This window comes from Fulvivirga ligni (assembly GCF_021389935.1).
GTDB classification, from domain to species: domain Bacteria; phylum Bacteroidota; class Bacteroidia; order Cytophagales; family Cyclobacteriaceae; genus Fulvivirga; species Fulvivirga ligni.
The window spans coordinates 115993-134368 of record NZ_CP089979.1 but is presented as its reverse complement, the minus strand read 5'-3'; the positions used below and the strand labels follow the sequence as shown (position 1 = coordinate 134368).

Sequence of the window (18376 nt, the reverse complement as noted above, 5' to 3'; positions counted from 1 at the left end):
TTAATGTTCAACCATCTCTTTTTTAAAGATTTTCAATTGGCCTACAATGATTATACTCACTATTACCAGTAAACTCCATGATGTGATCTTATGCCATTCTACCATTTGCCAGCCATTGTGCTGATAGGCGTAGCGCCAGGCACCAAAGAACGTGGCTATGTTCTCAGCAAGCCAAATAAAGAATCCGATAAGAATAAAGGAGACAACGGCAGGCATTTTATATTGGCGATCACCTAATCGGAATAGGAAATGTGTTTTCCAGAATATAAAAAGTAAGGCAACAATGATAAAAACACGTAAATCCTGAATGAATGCATTGGTAATGAAATTAAGATAAATGGCAGCACCTATTGGAATAGCTAATATCTTCTTTGGCCATTTTACGGTTTCTAAATCAAGATTCCTCCAGGCCTGGCAGATGTAACTCCCTACACTGGCATACATAAATCCGGAATATAGCGGCACGCCCCAAAACTTGGTGTAAGCTTCTTCCGGGTAAGACCATGACCCATGATAAACCTTGTGGACCTCCATAATAAGCCCGAGTATATGAAACATGGTGATTACCAGTACTTCATCTTTCGTTTCCAGCCCTAGAAAATACATGATGAGCTGTGATGCTATACAAATGATGAGTAAAAGATCGTATTTGGGTATATCCAGCCCGGCCATTGATGAAAAGGCTAGCGCAGCAAATATGATTGCAGGGAAAATACAGGAAATGGCCTGAAGGTAGCCGAAGAGTAATAGCTGTTTGAGGAACTTGATGGTTCTTTCTTCGGAGCCGTTAAGCGCTAATTTGCTGGTAATCTGTTTGTGAATATTCAAGGTTAATCAAAATAAAACCCTGAATATAGAACTATCTTGTAAGACTACTGGCAATCTTAAAAGGAAACATGATGATAGCTGTAACTAATTTAAACACACCGCCGATGGCAAATCCTAATAGTTGAAACGGTAAAAGGATCAACCACACGAAAAAGGCAAGTATGGCCAATGGCCAGCACAGGGCTAACAATATGAACCAAAGTATGATGGAAATAAGGAATCTCATAAGTCATATTACGTCAGATGAAATAAGAAGGTTTTTAAAATTTAACTCATCGATCATTTAATATGAATACTAATTTTAATTATCAGATTTTTATTGAAAGTTACATCGAATATTACGTTATTGGGTGCCCAATATTCAGTAACTGCATTTAGATGCCAACACAGAAAAGTCGCTTTTTAGCAGAGTCTATACATAAAATACTCGGAGAAACAGGCCCTATTTGGGATTTGTTAGAGGTTTATGCAGCTGTGCCTAGTAAGGAGAAACTGGCAAAAATTTACAAATACTTACTTCGCGAATACGACTATCTTCCTAATGAAGTAATAGGTGAAAGATACTCTTTAAACGAACTATGTGCTGTGTCCGCCACAGAAAAATACATTCGTAATCCTACCGAGAGAAATAAGATAGAAAGGGATAAATTCTACAAGATCATTGCCTTCCCTGTGCCTTGTTGATTGCCTACATTTCCTACTTTCGAAAATCTTTTGTTAAAATTCTCTTATGAGGAAACGAAAATGCTGCTAAATTGTGTTTCTAGCGCAGGTTATGGTGCTTTTTTATGAGATTGTGATGTTTTGAAGGATTAGTTGGTATTTGTTTCGGCATTCTTCAAAACCATTTTTTATATTGCAAATACAAATCACTAACCTTAAGATTATTAACCTTTTAAACTAAAGATCTGTCACAAGAAGTGCTATTTTGTGATGAAGACACAGGCGAGGATGAAACATACTTTTATATTTTTTTATCTAACTATATTTCTCTTCTTCAATACATCATTTTCATCAGCTGGAAATGATTATGAGCTATTCTCTGATCATGGAAAGCAAGGCCTTAAAAATGATGAAGGTAGTGTAGTGATTCCCGCCAAGTATGAATCATTAGGTTGGACCCGCGGTAAACTGCAAGTAGTCAATAATACCATCGGCTATAAAACTCCTGAGGGTTGGGGGTTGATAAGTTTGGCTAACGAAATAATCACACCACCAGAATACACTCAAATTTACCCTTCCAGAGGTCAGCTTCTCATTGCTGCCAGAAAAGGTAAAATCTCTCAGCGCGACTTTTTAGGTGTAATATCTACTAGCGGCAAAGTAGTCTTGCCCTTTAAGTATGCTTCTATAGATGTGTCTGATCTAAGGGCTATTGTCTCTAACAAATCGGGTAATAAATATCAATATGGAGTGGTGGACCTGGGAGGTAAGGAAGTAATTCCGATAGAATATAAGGAAATAGTACCGTTGGGTAACCTTCGCTTTGGTGTGAGAAATACAGATGGTAAAATGGCCATCTATAATGATAAAGGAAAGCAAGTGGTTGGATTTGAGCTGGATAGCATCAGCAATTTTAAATCCGGATATGCCGTGGTTTTCGAAAACCATCTGAGAGGGCTCATCAACTCTTCGGGTATTTTGGTGGCTCCAATAGAGAGTAGGGATTTCGATGTTACTGGCTCCACACCAAAAAAAGTAGCTTTTGATGAATGGCATATTTTAGATGAGCAAAATCAAAAAGACCAGCAAACCCTTCGGGCAGATAAGGTCATTCCTATTGATAATCATACCTGGCAGCTGGTGGCCAATAACAAAACTTGGCTAATAGATAGTACTGGTTCCATGGTGACGTTAGGTTCTTATGACGATCTTTTATCGATACAAAGTGAAATGTATGCCTTTAAAAAAGGTAGCCACTGGGGAGTAATGAAGAAGAACTCAGAGGTGATTTTGCCCGCTAAGTTCGATTCTGTTTATTTCAATAAAGAGATGCTTTACTGTAGAGAGCATATATCTTCGGTAAATAAATGGTCACTTTATGATGCCCATGGAATAAAAAAATCAGTACAGTTATATGATGCCATTGGAGAGGAAACCAGCTATTTGTATCCGGTTAAAAAGGGTGAGTATTGGGGCTGTATCAACAGGCAAGGAGAGGAAGTAATACATTGTGTTTATGATGAAATACAACCAGCAGTAGACGGACTATTAGCTGTGAAATTTCATGGTGAGTATGGAGTTATAGATAAGCAAGGGCGCTGGGTAGTTTTTCCTCAAAAGAAATTTTTGAAGGTGATCAATGATAAATTCTATCTGGAGCTGGATCGTGCGCTGACTAATCTGAAGAGTTTTGAAGAAGGCACTATTTATTTCACAGAAAATAAGGTGGAAGTATTTGATAGTTACCTGGTTGAGCATCTGAGTGATGGAGGCGTTTGGAAGGTAGACTTTAGTGGAAGAATACTTAATAAGTCTGCCACTAATGACAGGTATGAGGAGGTTAGAGCTCCTTCTGAAGGCTATTATCCGGTAAAGATCAATGGTCAGTATGGATTTGTTGACAATCAAAATAGATTACGTATAGCCAATAGATATGATGATGTAGGGAATTTCAAGGAAGGTTTCGCAGCCATTAAACTTATAGGCCATTGGGGTTTTATAGATAAAAGAGAAAGAATAGTGGTGCAGCCATTATACTCTTCAGTAAGTGAATTCATGGATGGTCTTGCCATTGCATCTACAGAGAAAGGTTTCGGGCTTATTGACTACAATGGAGATAAAGTTTCTGCCTTCGATTACGACTCTATTTATCATGAAGCTAATGGTAGGTATGTAGTTCTTAAAGGAGATAAAAAAGGTCTTATCAATAAACAAGGGCGACTAATCGTGAACCCTAAATATGATGAGTTAGTAGATGTAGGAAATGGACATGTGATAGTGAAGAAGTTTGGTAAATATGGCGTTTTGGATCTAAATGGTGTGGATGTGATCCCATTAATGTATGATCAGCTTACCTATGATAGCACCAAGTCTTGCTACCTGGCCATGAAAAAATCCGGCTGGAAGGACATACAGATTCCATAATTTTACTACATTTAACTCACTAAGTGCTCACTTATGATAGAATGGATTACTGTTATTGCCCTCATTATAGTAGGCTTAGGATTTATTATAGTTGAGGTTTTATTTGTGCCTGGCACTACATTCGTAGGTGTATTGGGCTTTATAGCTGTAGCTTTTGGCTTATATCTTGGGTTTACCTATTTCGGTATGGAACCAGGTATTTGGCTTACTGCTGGCAGCTCCGTTGTTCTTGCTATATCACTTTATTTTAGCTTCAAAGGTAAAACCTGGGATAAGTTTTCTCTCAAAGAGACAATATCCAGCAAGGTAAATGAAGGTTATGCCGGCGCCTTGCATGTTGGCGATGAAGGTATAGCTGTTTCTACCCTTAAGCCTTTTGGTAAGGCCGAGTTTTCTGAAAAGCTTTATGAAGTAAAGTCTCTGGGTAATTACCTGGATAGCGGCACTAAGATCAAGATCATTAAAATTAATACTAATAACATTTTTGTAGAACCAATTACTTAACCATGGAATTAACCGGTGTAGGCCTCATCCTCATTATTGTACTGGGGATTGTAGTCTTTTTTGTATTTCTTTATTTTATACCCGTAGGTCTTTGGATCACGGCTCGTTTTTCAAATGTAAAAGTGGGTCTTTTTGAGCTTATGTTCATGAGGATTCGTAAGGTGCCTCCAGGGGTAGTAGTAAATTCATTAATTACAGCTACCAAAGCAGGACTTACTGTAACTACTAAAGAGCTGGAAACGCATTATTTGGCGGGTGGTCATGTGCCTTCAGTAATTAAGGCGCTCATATCTGCAGATAAGGCGAACATCAACCTTACTTTCAAACAAGCTACTGCTATCGATTTGGCAGGTAGAGATGTGTTTGAAGCGGTGCAAATATCTGTAAATCCGAAGGTTATCACTACGCCTAAGGTGGCTGCAGTTGCTGCCGATGGTATTCAGTTGATTGCCATTGCCAGAGTAACGGTAAGGGCAAATATTCAACAATTAGTAGGTGGTGCCGGAGAAGATACTATTCTTGCCAGGGTTGGTGAAGGTATTGTAACTTCCATCGGTTCTGCTGGTACGCATAAAGAAGTACTTGAAAATCCTGACAAAATATCTAAGCTTGTGTTACAGAGAGGGTTAGATGCCGGAACAGCATTTGAAATTCTTTCCATTGATATTGCTGATGTAGATGTTGGTACTAACATCGGCGCGAAATTACAGACCGATCAGGCCTCTGCTGACCTTAAGGTGGCGGAAGCTAAAGCTGAGGAAAGAAGAGCGATGGCTGTAGCCCATGAGCAGGAAATGAAAGCTAAAGCGCAAGAAGCGAGAGCAAAGGTTATTGAAGCAGAAGCAGAAGTACCAAAAGCTATGGCTGAGGCCTTTAGAAATGGTAATCTGGGAATTATGGATTACTATAAAATGGACAACATAAAAGCAGATACAGAAATGAGAGAATCTATCGCTAAGCCAGGTTCTTCCAGTTCTAAAGATAAAGGCAGCAAAAAGTAAGATCATTTTTGCTCAAAAAAAGATAGGCTGTCAGAGAATCTGGCGGCCTTTCTTTTTTATATTTATATGAAAGTCCCCTAATTTGCGTTATGTCTTTAGTTGGGGCTTTAAAAGCCGTAAGTGTCAAGGTGAAAGTAGTTTCATCATATTTCTTAAGTAGAATTATGACTAATGCCTAGGTCTTTCCTTTATACAAAATTTTTGTTATGCTGGCTGCTATCTGCTGTGGGTGCACAAGCACAGGAGAAAGCCAGTAAGGTAGATAGTCTTCTTCAAGAGCTTTCCGGCGCCTCTGATTCTCTCAGAGTGCAGATCTATTATTCCCTTTCCATGACATTGCAATATTCTCAGCCAGACTCGGCCATGTATTATGGCAAGCTTTGTCTGAAGGAAGCCAAAGAGCAAGGTGGGATGAAGAATTTAGGCGATGCCTATATCAACATGGGGCGATTGGAGCGTGATAATGGTAGCTATGATGCTGCGCTTGATCATATCTTTGCTTCGTTAAAAATATATCGAGAAATAAAGGATAGTGTGCAGATTGCAAATGCTATCAATGACATAAGTATTATTTATGCCTATTCTGGCGATGGTAAAAAATCTCTCCAATACTTCAAAAAAGCCTTAGAAATCTTCAGTAAAACAGGAGGTTTAAAAGGGGAGGCTCAGGCATTGAATAATATTGGTTTGGTTTACCTGCAGTTTTTTAATGATCTGAAAACTGCGGAAGACTATTTTCTGAAATCACTTGAGATAAAAAATAAGCTTGGCGATAAAAAGGATCTGGGCTCTACTTACGGAAATCTGGGTAAGATCATGGAGGAGAACGGTAAGTTCAATGCTGCTTTGGAATATTACCAAACGGCTGAATCTCTTTTTAGGGAGGTGGATGATCAGATATTCCTGGTTACCAACTTATTAGACCAGGCAAATCTTAGAAGAAAACAAAAAATGCCACTTAGGGCTAAACGCCTGGCTGAGGAGGCATTGAAGGTAGGCAGGGAGATTGAGTCTTATATCTCGGTGAGAAATGCGACAAATCTGTTAATCTCATTATCTGAAGAATCTGGCAATTATTCTGAGGCTTACAAATACCTCAAAATGAATGTTATGGCAAAAGACTCTGTTCAGAAGAAGAACAATATGGAGCATTTGCAGGAGTTGAAACAGAAGTATAATGCTGAGAACAGGGAAAATGAAATAGCCATATTGCAAATGGATCGGCAGATTCAGGATGCTAACTTAAGACAGAAAGATCTACTGACTTACGCACTTCTTGGTGGTTTTATATTGGTGCTAATCATACTAGTGCTTTTATACAGATCCTATCAGCTTAATAAGAATAAAAAGGATCTCCTGGCCTATAAAAATGCTCGAATACAATCTCAAAAAGCTGATTTAATTAAAATTAATAGAGGTAAGGACCAGCTTTTTTCCATTATTTCTCATGATATTAAAAGTCCTCTGAACTCGCTTAAAGGCTTTTCGAACCTTCTTGTAAATAATATAGACAGGCTTAGTAAGGATGATATTCAACTCATGGGAGGCAAGATCAATGATTCTCTAAATAACCTAAGTGAGTTGCTAGATAATTTATTGGCCTGGTCTATCAATCAGACCAAGTCTCACAAGCTTGAAATAGATAAAGTAGACGTGAATGAGCTCATTCAGAAAAATATTGAGCTCTATGCCTTAACCGCTGCCTCTAAAAATATCCAAATTAAAGACTATAGCGATGAGAATATAGTTGCTCTGGCTAATAGTAATTCCATTCATACAGTGCTAAGAAATTTCATAGGTAACGCCATCAAATTCTCTTATCCTGATAGCGAAATTAAAATTCAAGCTATGCAGAGAGAGGATAAAATTCAGATTTCTGTGGTGGATGAAGGAATAGGCCTTACGCAAGAAAGTATTGAAAAGCTCTATGATATCACCCAAACAGAAACTAAAGTAGGTACCTCAAATGAAAAAGGTAGCGGACTGGGACTTATTTTAAGCCAGCAGCTGATCCGTGAAAACCAGGGTGAGTTTTATGTGAATAGCGAGCCTGGTAAGGGCAGTACATTTACTTTTACTTTACCTAGATATGTGGCTTGATTGACCTAAATGTAATACTTAGTGAGGATTGTGGTGATAGCTCCCAGAATTACTGCGGCTACTAAAATGGAAATGCCTATCACCATAAACATTCTTAGCAATTCTTTTTTGCTCTGATCTTTGAGCTTCTTACGTATAATTTTTAACTCACCTTTTGAAGCTTTTTTAAACTTGTAGGTTGCATTGGAGTCAACTTTAAGTAATCTGTCATTTAAACCGAAATAACCATTGCGAGAAAGCTTGCCGTTGTTAGCTTTCATGCGGTTAATCATATCCATAAGATGACCAGCTCCTCCTGACATACTACTTTTAGTTTTTTATTAAAATAGTAATAAAATACTTATTCTACAATTTTAACCTGCTCACTACCAATGATAATAGGCTCATTAAATCTATCATTAGGGTCGTTGTTTTCTAGTTTTAATACACCTCTTGGACATACTGAAGAGCACACACCGCAGCCTACACATGAGGCTCTTACAATATTTTGCCCCCTTTGGGCATACCATCTCACATCTATTCCCATTTCGCAATAGGTGCTGCAGTTACCACAGCTAATGCATTGCCCGCCGTTAGTAGTGATCCTGAATCGGGATTTAAACCTCTGGATAATTCCTAAATATGCCGCCAGTGGACAGCCAAAACGGCACCAAACTCGACTACCCATAAAAGGATAGAAGCCTACACCCACTACTCCGGCAAACACAGAGCCGATCAAAAAGCCGTAGGTCGAGCGCAGAGAATAAGTGTCAATCCCCAACAGCGAGCTGCTACCTGAAAAATATGTATATAGCGTGCCGGCGGTCATCACCGCTGCAAATACCAGCACACTATGAATCATCCATCTTTCTACTTTCCAGGCTTTGGTTGACTTATCCGACAGTTGACGATATGGATCTCCCAGCGTCTCTGCCAGTCCGCCGCAACCACATACCCAGGAGCAATACCATCTTTTACCATAGAAATATGTAATCACTGGGACCGCCACCACAGCCAAAATTATTCCCCAAACCAGCATAAAAAGACCTAAAGCACCACTGCTAACCAGATTTTGGATGTTGTAATCGAAGAAGAAGGTGTAGTTAAGAGGCCATATGTTTTTGAAGTCCATGCTAGGCTTATTAAGCAGAATTAATATCTCAGGGATAATAAAAGCAAAGGCCGTTTGAAAGAAAATGATTGATGATGTTCTGATGATATGGTATTTGCTGTGTCGATATTTGATCAGCATACGTACACCCATTACAGCTATAGCTATCGTGTAGAGGAAACCATAAAAGAACCATTGGCTGGCGGCTCCACCATTGAGTAAATAGCTTACAGGGTCAACCAGTTGCATCCATCCCGTCATATACTCAGGGAACCAATATAAAATCACATAGAACAAAATGAGTAATACTCCGATGGTGATCCCAATCCATCCTCTACCTGTGTGAGCGCTATGGAAAATGCCATCATTTTTAATGCCCGGAAGTAGCTTTAGCTTGGGTAAAATGTAAATAAGCGCTCCTATAATACCTAGTCCGAAAGTAAGTAGGAACCATAAGATGGGGTTGGATTTGACCGGACCTTCACTGGCAGCTCGTGTAATAGTAAGTTGTAGATTGCTGATTTTATAATCACTAAATCCTTTATCGTTGATGATACTATTGTTAATGTTTTGAGCGGTGGTTAGTAGTTCTTTTTTTAAATCATCACTATTAGCATAGACTTTCCCATTCATCCAGCTGGTGTAAGCTTGTAGTTTTTCTTTTTTAAAATCACTGATGTTATTGGCTGGAAATGAGCTAGCTACGAGAGTATTGTCATAAGTGATGTTCTCCTTTTCAAAACTTTTTAAGCTGAGGTCGATGTCTTGTTCTGTAACAGAGTAAGTTGAAATGATCTCTTTATTGGCATTTTGAAGCCGTTCTTTTGTAGCCGCATTAAATGAAAAGCTTTCGCTGTATTTTTTATTAAAGATAGGCTCTAATATTGATGCCAGTTGTTGGTACTCTTCTTCGTTAACCGCCTCTTCTAGCTTATGGGAATCAAGCTTGTAGTGATTAATGAATAGCACAGCTATTAATATCGCACAAGCGGATATAAATATGGCCATCCCGGTTTTTTGAAGCATTGAAGTTTTCATCATCGTTAAATTAGAATAGCCCTAAAATTTTCTTTCGTTTTGTCACAGATACTGCTAACTGTGGGTGCTGCTGGTTAAATGCGCTTATAATTTCTTCCTCGTATGAAGAATAGAATTCAGGGTCGAAATTGGCTTCCCTTAAATTTTCCAGCACAAATCGAATGCTTTTGCCAGATTTAAGCCACCTGTCAAAGTATTCATGCCTTAATCTTATGCCAAAAGTGTTCACGCCCAAAAACTTTTCCGACTGTTGGTCAAATACAAAATGCATAGCCAAATGCTTAGTGTCATGCTGCCAGTAAAAGTCGGTTTCTCCTTCTTTTAGCAGATTTTTCACCTGGCCATAAGTCTGGTATTCTACATCAAAAAACTTGGCTGAGTTAAACCAGGGCCCAGGTTGATACGCTGTTTTACTTCCGCAAATGGTGGCGGCAACTGCCTCACCCATCATTCTGCCGGTGTACCAAACTTGCTCCACTGGCGGGCGGTCTGTCAAAGGCTCAATTCGCTCTGCACAATCTCCAACCGCATAAACATCAGGGAGATTTGTCTCCAGATATTCATTAACTAAAATTCCTTTATTCGTTTTTAGAGCAGTGTTTTTTACTAAGTCCAGATTTGGGTGTACACCTACTGCGAGCCCTACAAAGTCACATTCAATTTCTTTGCCCTCTAAGGTGATTAGTGATTTCACCTTTCCGGAATTATCAGACTTTATTTCTTTTAGCTCAGTGCCAAGCAATAAGTTTACATGATGCTCACGAATATGATTTTCAATTAATGAACCCTCTTTTTGAGGTAGAATTCCACCCCAAAAGTGCTTTTCACGCACCAAAAATGTGGTGTCAATATTTCTTGATCTTAACATTTCTGCCATTTCTACACCTATCAAGCCGCCTCCTACTACCACCGCCTTTCGAGCGTCTTTGCTTTGCTTTTCTATATTTTCAAGGTCTTGCAGGCTTACCATGGTACAAACTCCCTCCAAATCCTGTCCAGGCCAATTAAATTTGTTAGGCTTTGATCCGGTAGCTAATATCAGGCTGTCATAATGAACGGGCGCATTGGATTGAAGTGATAATGTTTTCGAATCAAAATCGATAGTATGAACATAATCATGAATCAAAGAAATGTTGTTTTTCTTCCAAAAGCTATCTTCATAGGGCTTGGTGTGTTCATATTTCATGTGGCCCATGTAAATGTACATCAGAGCTGTACGCGACCAGAAATGTTCAGACTCGGCAGATATAACTGTTATATCATAGTTGCTTCGCTTACGAATATGACGTGCAGCAGTAATGCCCGAAATACCATTACCTATTATGACTACCTTTTTCATACATGAGTTCTTATCAGGTAAATATCCCTACTAGATTCATTAAATGAAAATACTCTGGATAAGTTATCAGAAATATGTCGGTTGGCTTACATACATATTACATGTCAAAAATTATTTCAAAAAACATCAAAACTCCATAGGGGATTTAGAGCCCATGATTGTCTTTTAATCTGAGGCTAGAAATAATTTTTAATAGAGCTGTTTCGGCTCCATATTTTTTTAACATACAACAAACATGAAACTCAATTACTTTTTTATTCTAGTATGTCTGGTAGGCACTATGTTCTTATCCGGCTGTGGTGATGACGATGCTGAAGATCCCACGCCACCATCTTCTGGTGATCCTAAAGATGATGATCCGGACACCGATCCTGAAACATCTGTTACACTTACAGCAGAAGATTTTTCAGTAACTATTGATGAGAATCCTGACGCAGGAGCTGTGTTAGGTACAATTAAAGCAGAGGTTACTGAAGGAACCATCAGCTATGCTATTTCTTCTCAGGAAAAAGAGGAGGCATTATCTGTAGATGCAGAAACAGGTGAAGTAACTGTACTAAACCCTGACCGCTTTGATTATGATGCTTATGAAAGTCTCAGTGCAGTAGTGGTAGTGTCAGCCGAAGGTGCAGAAGATGTGGAAATTGAAATAGCAGTCACTTTGCAGGACTTAGATGATCAAGTAGGTTTTATCACTACCTGGAAAATTACTGAAGAGGATAAAACAGTACTTATACCAATTAACACCGATTATGACTATGACTATACAGTAAATTGGGGAGATGGCACTACCAGTAGAAATCACGAAGGTGATGCTGAACACACGTACAATGAGGCGGGAGAATACCAAATAGAAGTGACCGGGATTTTTCCAGCTATGAATATGGACGGCAGTTCTGAGGACTATTATCATGATAATCTGGAAGAACGCTTATTATACCTGGATCAATGGGGCAATATACAATGGGAAAATTTTTCAGGAATGTTTGCTTACTGCGCTAAAATACAGGATAGAAGTGAAGATACACCCTCTATGACTAAAGTAAAAAGTGCGTCTAAGATGTTTCTGTATGCGGAGGAATTTGATGCAGACTTGTCTGACTGGAGTGTGGATAACATTACTAACATGTCTTTTATGTTTACCCGGGCAAGTAAATTTAATGGAGATCTATCTAAATGGGATGTTAGTAATGTAGCTAATATGAACTCAATGTTCGAATATGCTTCATCATTTAACCAGGATTTGAGTAGTTGGGATCTTAAGTCGGTGTCAAGTATGAGTTACATGCTTGATGGTTCCGGAGTTTCTAAAGACAATTACGATAAAATATTATTCAGTTGGTCAAAGCAAGATAAAAGTAGTATCAAACTGGGAGCCTCAGGCTTAGAATTTTGTGATGAGTCAGCCCGCAACGCGCTTATTAGCAAAGGGTGGACTATCAGTGGTGATTCAAAATCTGCAGACTGTAATTAAATACAAATTTTCATCATAAGCAGGAGAATCCTCTCCTGCTCATTTTTCAAACTACTTATTCTTAATAATGAAACTCAATTACTTTTTTATTCTAGTGTGCCTGGTAGGCACTATGTTCTTATCCAGCTGTGGTGATGACGATGCTGAAGATCCCACGCCACCATCTTCTGGTGATCCTAAAGATGATGATCCGGACACCGACCCTGAAACATCAGTTACGCTTACAGCAGAGGATTTTGCTGTCACTATCGATGAAAATCCGGCAGAGGGAGCAGTGTTAGGTACAATTAAAGCAGAGGTTACTGAAGGCACTATCAGCTATGCAATTACTTCTCAGGATGTAGAGGGTGCTTTAGCTATAAATGAAGAAACCGGTGAGCTCAGTGTGCTGAATGTAGAACCATTTGATTATGAGGTGAATGAAAGCATAAGTTCAACAGTAACTGTATCAGCTGAGGGTGCGGATGATGTGGAGGTAGCGATAATGATTACGATCAATAATGTATCAGACGTACCTTTTGTTACCACATGGGGAATAACCGCTGATGCACCAACATTAGAAATTACCTACTACAGTGGTTTTCCTGAAAGCTATGACTACGTCATTTCATGGGGAGATGGTACAGCGGCAGAAGCTTACACTGGAACTGCAACCCATGAGTATGGCTCACCCGGATATTATCAGGTAAAAATTACAGGGAAGTTTGCAAACTGGACAATAAAAGAAGAGCACAGGTCTAAGCTCAAAAGCATCGATCAGTGGGGAGATATCAAGTGGCTAAGCTTCAATAGAGCTTTTGAAGGCTGTTCTAATGTAGGAGCTAATTTCACAGATGCTCCAGATTTAAGTGAAGTTATTGATATGTCTCATATGTTTTCAGAAGCAAAGTCTTTCAATGCTGATCTGAGTAACTGGGATGTTAGTAATGTTGTCTACCTGAACCATATTTTTTACAAGGCTGAAAACTTCAATGGTAATCTTTCAACCTGGGATGTGGGTAAGGTTGAAACCATGAATCATATGTTTTATGACGCTACCAAGTTTAATCAAAACATTGCTGGCTGGGATGTGAGTAGCGTAACCACGATGTCATATATGCTCTATGGGACAGAAGTATTTAATCAGAATATTAGCAGTTGGGATGTAAGCAATGTTACTAATATGATTGGGATGTTATCAAAGACCAATGCATTTAGCCAAAATTTGGGTAGCTGGAATATTGAGAGTATAGAGGATATGAGTTATTTCTTATTTTATAGTGGAATATCCATTGATGATTACGATGCCACTTTAGAGGCCTGGTCGCAAAAGGCAGTGCCATCAAATATTGTCTTAGGAGCCCATCAGGTTAAATACTGCAACATAGCAGCAAGGAATATTTTGATAGACAAAGGCTGGAGCATAGAGGGAGATATTCAATCTGAAGAGTGCAATTAAACAGTCAATTTCATCATAAACAGGAGAAGCCTCTCCTGTTCATCTTTTGCAAACTATATATCTTAAAAAATGAAATTCAATTACTTTTTTATTCTAGTATGCCTGGTAGGCACTATGTTCTTATCCAGCTGTGGTGATGACGATGCTGAGGATCCAACGCCCCCTGTTTTAGGTCCTGAAGTGCCTTTGCAGCTTACCGTAGAGGATTTGCTAGTTGTTATAGACGAAAATCCTGAAGTCGGAGCTGTTTTGGGCGTTATAAAAGCGGAGGTATCTGAAGGAGAGGTTAGTTATGCCATAACTTCTCAGACTGTAGAAGGTGCCATGGTCATCAATAAAGAAACGGGAGAGCTTTCTGTTTTGAATGCAGAGTTTTTCGACCATGAGGTGAATGAAAGTTTAGAAGCTGTTGTAACGGTATCTGCGCCAGGAGCAGATGATAAGAAAGCTAATGTTACTATCAATTTAAATGACCTTAAAGATGCTCCGTTTATCACTACATGGAATATAGAAGATACTAACTTCACCTTACATACTGTTACAGAAGCAGATTTTAGCAGTGATTATAACTTCAATGTTTCATGGGGAGATGGTACAGAAAGTATCAACCAGACGGAATCGGTTTCTCATACTTATAGTGAACCAGGTGTGTATCAGATTGAAATAATTGGAGATTTTCCAGCATTTAAAGTAACAGAAAATTATTCCAGTTTAACCAGTATTGATCAATGGGGTGAGATTCAGTGGAAAAGTTTTAAAGAAGCATTTGCAGGATGTTCTAAGGTGGTTGGTAATTTCACTGATGCCCCTGATTTAAGTGAGGTGACAGATATGTCATTAATGTTTTATGAGGCTGTATTATTCAATGGAAGTCTCAGTAGCTGGGATGTAAGCAATGTTACTGACATGTCATACATGTTTAAAGGCACTTCTTTTAATGATGACATAAGTGAATGGAATACTTCCAAAGTGGAAAACATGAGAAGGATGTTTTACAGCGCTGAGAAGTTTAATCAAGATTTAGGTAGTTGGGACGTAAGTAACGTAATTGATATGTCTGGCATGTTTGCTAATACCAATGCTTTTAACGCAGATATAAGCAGATGGAATGTCTCAAAAGTAACAAACATGAAAAGGCTGTTTTATTACGCAAAGGACTTTAATCAGCCTATCGGCACCTGGGATGTGAGCAGCGTTACTGACATGTCGGAAATGTTTCCTGGTGCAGCTAAATTTAGTCAGGACTTAGGTGATTGGAATTTAGTAAGCATCGAAAATTTAAATTATTTTATGTCTAACACTGGTATGTCTACCGAGGCTTATGATGCTACATTAAGCGGATGGGCTCAAAATTCTGGTCTTTCTGATATTAGTATACAGATGTATGGGCTTACATATTGTAATGAAAGTGCTCTTAATACTTTAGTTGATAGGGGTTGGAAATTTTTAGGCCACTCTAAATCTGAAAGCTGCGACTAGCACACACATAATAAATTGAATGTCTCAATTAGTAGCTGTATGGGAAAAGTTTAAGTAGTCTATTCCCTACACTGCTGATGAGGCATTCTTTTTTTTATGCTCTTTAATGTAATCAAGCTGACAAATTAATTCATTCTCTATGTCAGTTCTATGACAGAATTAATTGCTGCAATCTGCTTTATATTGTGGTTTATCAAATCATTGTCATAATATGAGAGCAATACTGATTTTATCATTTTTTATCCTATCCTATACTGCTTCAGCTCAGACCTCGCTTAGCAGTTTTATTACGCAGGCAGATAATTTCTTTAGTGAATATGTAAAGGCCGGTCGGGTTGATTACAAGGCTGTTATGGGTGATGATGTGAAGATCAATGGACTTTACAAGGCTATTGGTGAAATGAACCTTTCTGGTGCCTCAGCAGAAGATAAAAAGGCTTTTTATATCAACGCTTATAATCTGGTGGTAATTTATCAGGTGTCTAAATATTATCCGTTAAAATCGCCATTAGATCAAAGTGGCTTTTTTAATAAAGTAAAACACAAGGTAGCTGGCGAGTCTTTGACGCTCAATGCACTGGAAATCAAAAAGTTGATTTTGACTTATAAAGATCCACGTATTCATTTCGCATTGGCCTGTGCAGCAGTGAGTTGCCCGCCTTTAGCAAGTTTTGCCTATAAACCAGCTACCTTAAATCAGCAGCTGGATGAAAGAACTAAAAAGTCAGTAAATAATCCAGACTGGCTAAAAGTGCACGCCTCACAGAAAAGCGTGGAACTTTCTAAAATCTTTGAATGGTATAAAGATGACTTCTCCATGAACGGAGCTAAATCAGTGATAAGCTTTATTAATCAATACCGAACCAAGAAAATCCCAGATTCATATAAAGTAGGTTATTACGAATATGATTGGAATTTGAACGAAAGTTAAACCTGGAAATTTATTTGGTTCAGGTGGAGGATGAGTTCTTCCAGGGTATTGGTAAAAGCCACTCCCGGTCCTTCCACCTGCCAATAAGGTTTCTCTCCTTCAATTTCAATGGTTATGGTATAATCGGATGTTTCTGATATTTCATAGCCATTTCTTTCCAGAGCATTTTTGGTCCAGAGGTAATTATGTCCCTCACCTTTAAGCATTACTTTTTTACCCAGACTTTGTTTTTTTAACAGGCCTGTTCGCAAATCATAACCTTTGAGTTCAAAAACATCATCAATAGCGCCGTTAAGCACCAGATCTTCAGGTATTCCAGAAACTATAGGCGAATGATAACCGGCTAGCCAGAGCCTGTCGGCCGTTTGTAGGGCCAGGTCCAGTTCATGGGTAGCCATGAGTATGGCCTTGCCTGTATTCTTGGCTAAATCTCTCAATAAATTTATGATTCCCACCCTATTATTCAGATCCAGATGAGCTGTGGGTTCGTCCAAAATGACAATAGGCGTATCCTGAGCTAATGCTCTGGCAATCATCACTTTCTGAAGCTGTCCATCACTGAGTTCAAAAGTCTTTTTATGGATGAAAGGCTTAATTCCAGTGAGTTCAATGGCCTTTTTTATAGCTTTCAGATCCTTCTTATCGAATGAAATATTCCAACCCACATATGGATACCTGCCCAGAGCTACCACTTCCTCGGCGGTTAGGTTGCCAGCATTGATTTTATCCGTAAGTACCAGACTGATTTTCTTTGCCAGCTGAGCTGTAGATAGTGCTTTAGCATTAGTTTCTTCCAGAAAAAAATCTCCCGCCAGGGGTTTTTGTACTCCTGTGATAGATCGAAGTAAGGTTGATTTACCAACGCCATTAGGCCCCATAAAGCAAACCAACTCGCCATAATGTAGCGCCAGATTAATACCTTGAATAATTCGTATTTCTTTCTTCTTAGAAACGTAGCCCACCGCCAGGTTCTTCAGGTTCAGGGCAATATCGCTGTTATCGATAGGGGTCATCTTCCAAAGGCTTGTTTAACGTTCCTTTTTCTTAACAGTACCCATACCACTACCGGGGCACCTATCAGTGAGGTGACGGCATTGATTGGTAATATGAATTCGCTATTTGGTACCTGAGATACAATATCACACACCAGCATAATGATCATTCCACCCATGGCTACGGCTGGCAAAGTATATTTATGGTCAGAGGTATTTACCAGTAGTCTCACCAAATGAGGTACAGCCAAACCTATGAAAGCAATAGGGCCGCAAAAAGCGGTGACACTACCTGCTAAAATACTGGTGCTGAGAATGATGGATAACCTCACCTTCTTAATGTTAACACCCATACTTTGAGCATAATTTTCACTGAGAAGCAAAGTGTTAAGCGGCTTTATCATGCTAAATGAAATGGCTATTCCTGCTATAACAATGGGAACTAGCAAAGTGATCTGCTCCCATGACAGTCTCCCCAGGCTGCCCATAGTCCAGATGAGGTAGATTTTAATTTCTTCTGAGTTGCTATAAAACTGAAGTACACTGACTAACGCTCCAGTAAAGGAACCAAACATGAGGCCTATAATGAGTAAAGTCATACTGTCTCTTACCCTGAAAGAAGCGGCCAGCACCATGAAAAGAACCAATGATGAGCCCACAGTAGAAGCCAGTATGATGGCCCAGCTGTTCATATAAAATGAAATGGCGGCTCCAATCATGGATCCGGCCAGCACAATGATCGCTACACCAAGACTGGCGCCTGTGCTTATGCCGAGCACAAAAGGGCCGGCTAAAGGATTTCTAAATAATGTTTGTAGCTGCAGTCCGCTAACAGATAATGCTGCTCCTACCAGTAAGGTGGTAATGGCTCGAGGCATTCGAAATTCCCAGATAATATTGGTCCAGCTGGTTTTTGAACCTTCACCTCCAAGTATGATATGAATGATATCTTTTAAAGGAATAGAAACGCTTCCAAGTACCAGGTCTAAAATAAAAAGAGCAGCAATACAGAGCGGTAACACTACCCACAGAGTAAGTTTAAATGAGCGCTGAGAGGATAGTGCAGTCTTCAACT

Annotated in this window: 15 protein-coding genes; 9 read left to right on the top strand and 6 right to left on the bottom strand. The window is 39.1% G+C overall.

Annotated elements, in window-relative coordinates; translation table 11 throughout:
* A complete protein-coding gene (locus LVD16_RS00645) occupies window positions 1-828 on the bottom strand; it encodes a DUF817 domain-containing protein (RefSeq protein ID WP_233771654.1) in 828 nt (275 codons plus the stop codon).
* 378 nt (window positions 829-1206) lie between these two features.
* Between LVD16_RS00645 and LVD16_RS00640 the strand changes: the two genes are divergently transcribed.
* The 5 genes from LVD16_RS00640 to LVD16_RS00620 all read left to right on the top strand — a co-directional run bounded on the left by LVD16_RS00640 (window position 1207) and on the right by LVD16_RS00620 (window position 7520).
* Entirely contained in the window at window positions 1207-1512 is a 306-nt protein-coding gene (locus LVD16_RS00640; protein ID WP_233771653.1) for a hypothetical protein, read from the top strand.
* Window positions 1513-1779: 267 nt separating this feature from the next.
* The gene (locus LVD16_RS00635; RefSeq protein ID WP_233771652.1) at window positions 1780-3915 is read left to right on the top strand and encodes a WG repeat-containing protein; all 2136 of its coding nucleotides are present in this window, start codon (window positions 1780-1782) and stop codon (window positions 3913-3915) included.
* A 33-nt stretch (window positions 3916-3948) separates the two neighbouring features.
* A complete protein-coding gene (locus LVD16_RS00630) occupies window positions 3949-4419 on the top strand; it encodes an NfeD family protein (protein WP_233771651.1) in 471 nt (156 codons plus the stop codon).
* Window positions 4420-4421: 2 nt separating this feature from the next.
* Entirely contained in the window at window positions 4422-5420 is a 999-nt protein-coding gene (floA, locus tag LVD16_RS00625; RefSeq protein ID WP_233771650.1) for a flotillin-like protein FloA, read from the top strand.
* A gap of 171 nt (window positions 5421-5591) precedes the next feature.
* Window positions 5592-7520, top strand: coding sequence for a tetratricopeptide repeat-containing sensor histidine kinase (locus LVD16_RS00620; protein WP_233771649.1), 1929 nt, complete (start codon window positions 5592-5594; stop codon window positions 7518-7520).
* A gap of 5 nt (window positions 7521-7525) precedes the next feature.
* Here the strand turns inward: LVD16_RS00620 and LVD16_RS00615 are convergent, their stop codons facing one another.
* Genes LVD16_RS00615 through LVD16_RS00605 form a run of 3 tightly spaced genes read right to left on the bottom strand, consistent with a single transcriptional unit; the run spans window position 7526 to window position 10987 of the window.
* Window positions 7526-7822 carry a hypothetical protein gene (locus tag LVD16_RS00615; protein WP_233771648.1) on the bottom strand — a complete coding sequence of 99 codons (297 nt, stop codon included), beginning with the start codon at window positions 7820-7822 and terminating at the stop codon, window positions 7526-7528.
* A gap of 38 nt (window positions 7823-7860) precedes the next feature.
* A complete protein-coding gene (locus tag LVD16_RS00610; protein ID WP_370687633.1) occupies window positions 7861-9651 on the bottom strand; it encodes a 4Fe-4S binding protein in 1791 nt (596 codons plus the stop codon).
* Between the two features lie 7 nt (window positions 9652-9658).
* Complete coding sequence (locus LVD16_RS00605; RefSeq protein WP_233771647.1) at window positions 9659-10987, bottom strand: NAD(P)/FAD-dependent oxidoreductase; 1329 nt, start codon at window positions 10985-10987, stop codon at window positions 9659-9661.
* 235 nt (window positions 10988-11222) lie between these two features.
* Here LVD16_RS00605 and LVD16_RS00600 point away from each other — a divergent pair, with 235 nt between their 5' ends.
* The 4 genes from LVD16_RS00600 (at window position 11223) to LVD16_RS00585 (ending at window position 16309) form a co-directional block, all read left to right on the top strand.
* On the top strand, window positions 11223-12461 hold the full coding sequence (locus tag LVD16_RS00600; protein ID WP_233771646.1) for a BspA family leucine-rich repeat surface protein: 1239 nt from the start codon (window positions 11223-11225) through the stop codon (window positions 12459-12461).
* Window positions 12462-12528: 67 nt separating this feature from the next.
* The gene (locus LVD16_RS00595; RefSeq protein ID WP_233771645.1) at window positions 12529-13899 is read left to right on the top strand and encodes a BspA family leucine-rich repeat surface protein; all 1371 of its coding nucleotides are present in this window, start codon (window positions 12529-12531) and stop codon (window positions 13897-13899) included.
* A gap of 69 nt (window positions 13900-13968) precedes the next feature.
* Window positions 13969-15378: a BspA family leucine-rich repeat surface protein gene (locus LVD16_RS00590; RefSeq protein ID WP_233771644.1), complete on the top strand. Its 1410-nt coding sequence runs from the start codon at window positions 13969-13971 to the stop codon at window positions 15376-15378.
* A gap of 211 nt (window positions 15379-15589) precedes the next feature.
* Window positions 15590-16309 (top strand): DUF547 domain-containing protein, encoded by a 720-nt coding sequence (locus LVD16_RS00585; protein ID WP_233771643.1) that lies wholly within the window; start codon window positions 15590-15592, stop codon window positions 16307-16309.
* On the opposite strand, the gene LVD16_RS00580 is transcribed toward LVD16_RS00585, so the two are convergent.
* A complete protein-coding gene (locus tag LVD16_RS00580) occupies window positions 16306-17322 on the bottom strand; it encodes an ABC transporter ATP-binding protein (protein ID WP_233771642.1) in 1017 nt (338 codons plus the stop codon). The genes LVD16_RS00585 and LVD16_RS00580 overlap by 4 nt on opposite strands.
* Window positions 17319-18374: a FecCD family ABC transporter permease gene (locus LVD16_RS00575; RefSeq protein ID WP_233771641.1), complete on the bottom strand. Its 1056-nt coding sequence runs from the start codon at window positions 18372-18374 to the stop codon at window positions 17319-17321. The genes LVD16_RS00580 and LVD16_RS00575 overlap by 4 nt, the downstream gene beginning before the upstream one ends.
* Window positions 18375-18376: the final 2 nt, after the last annotated feature.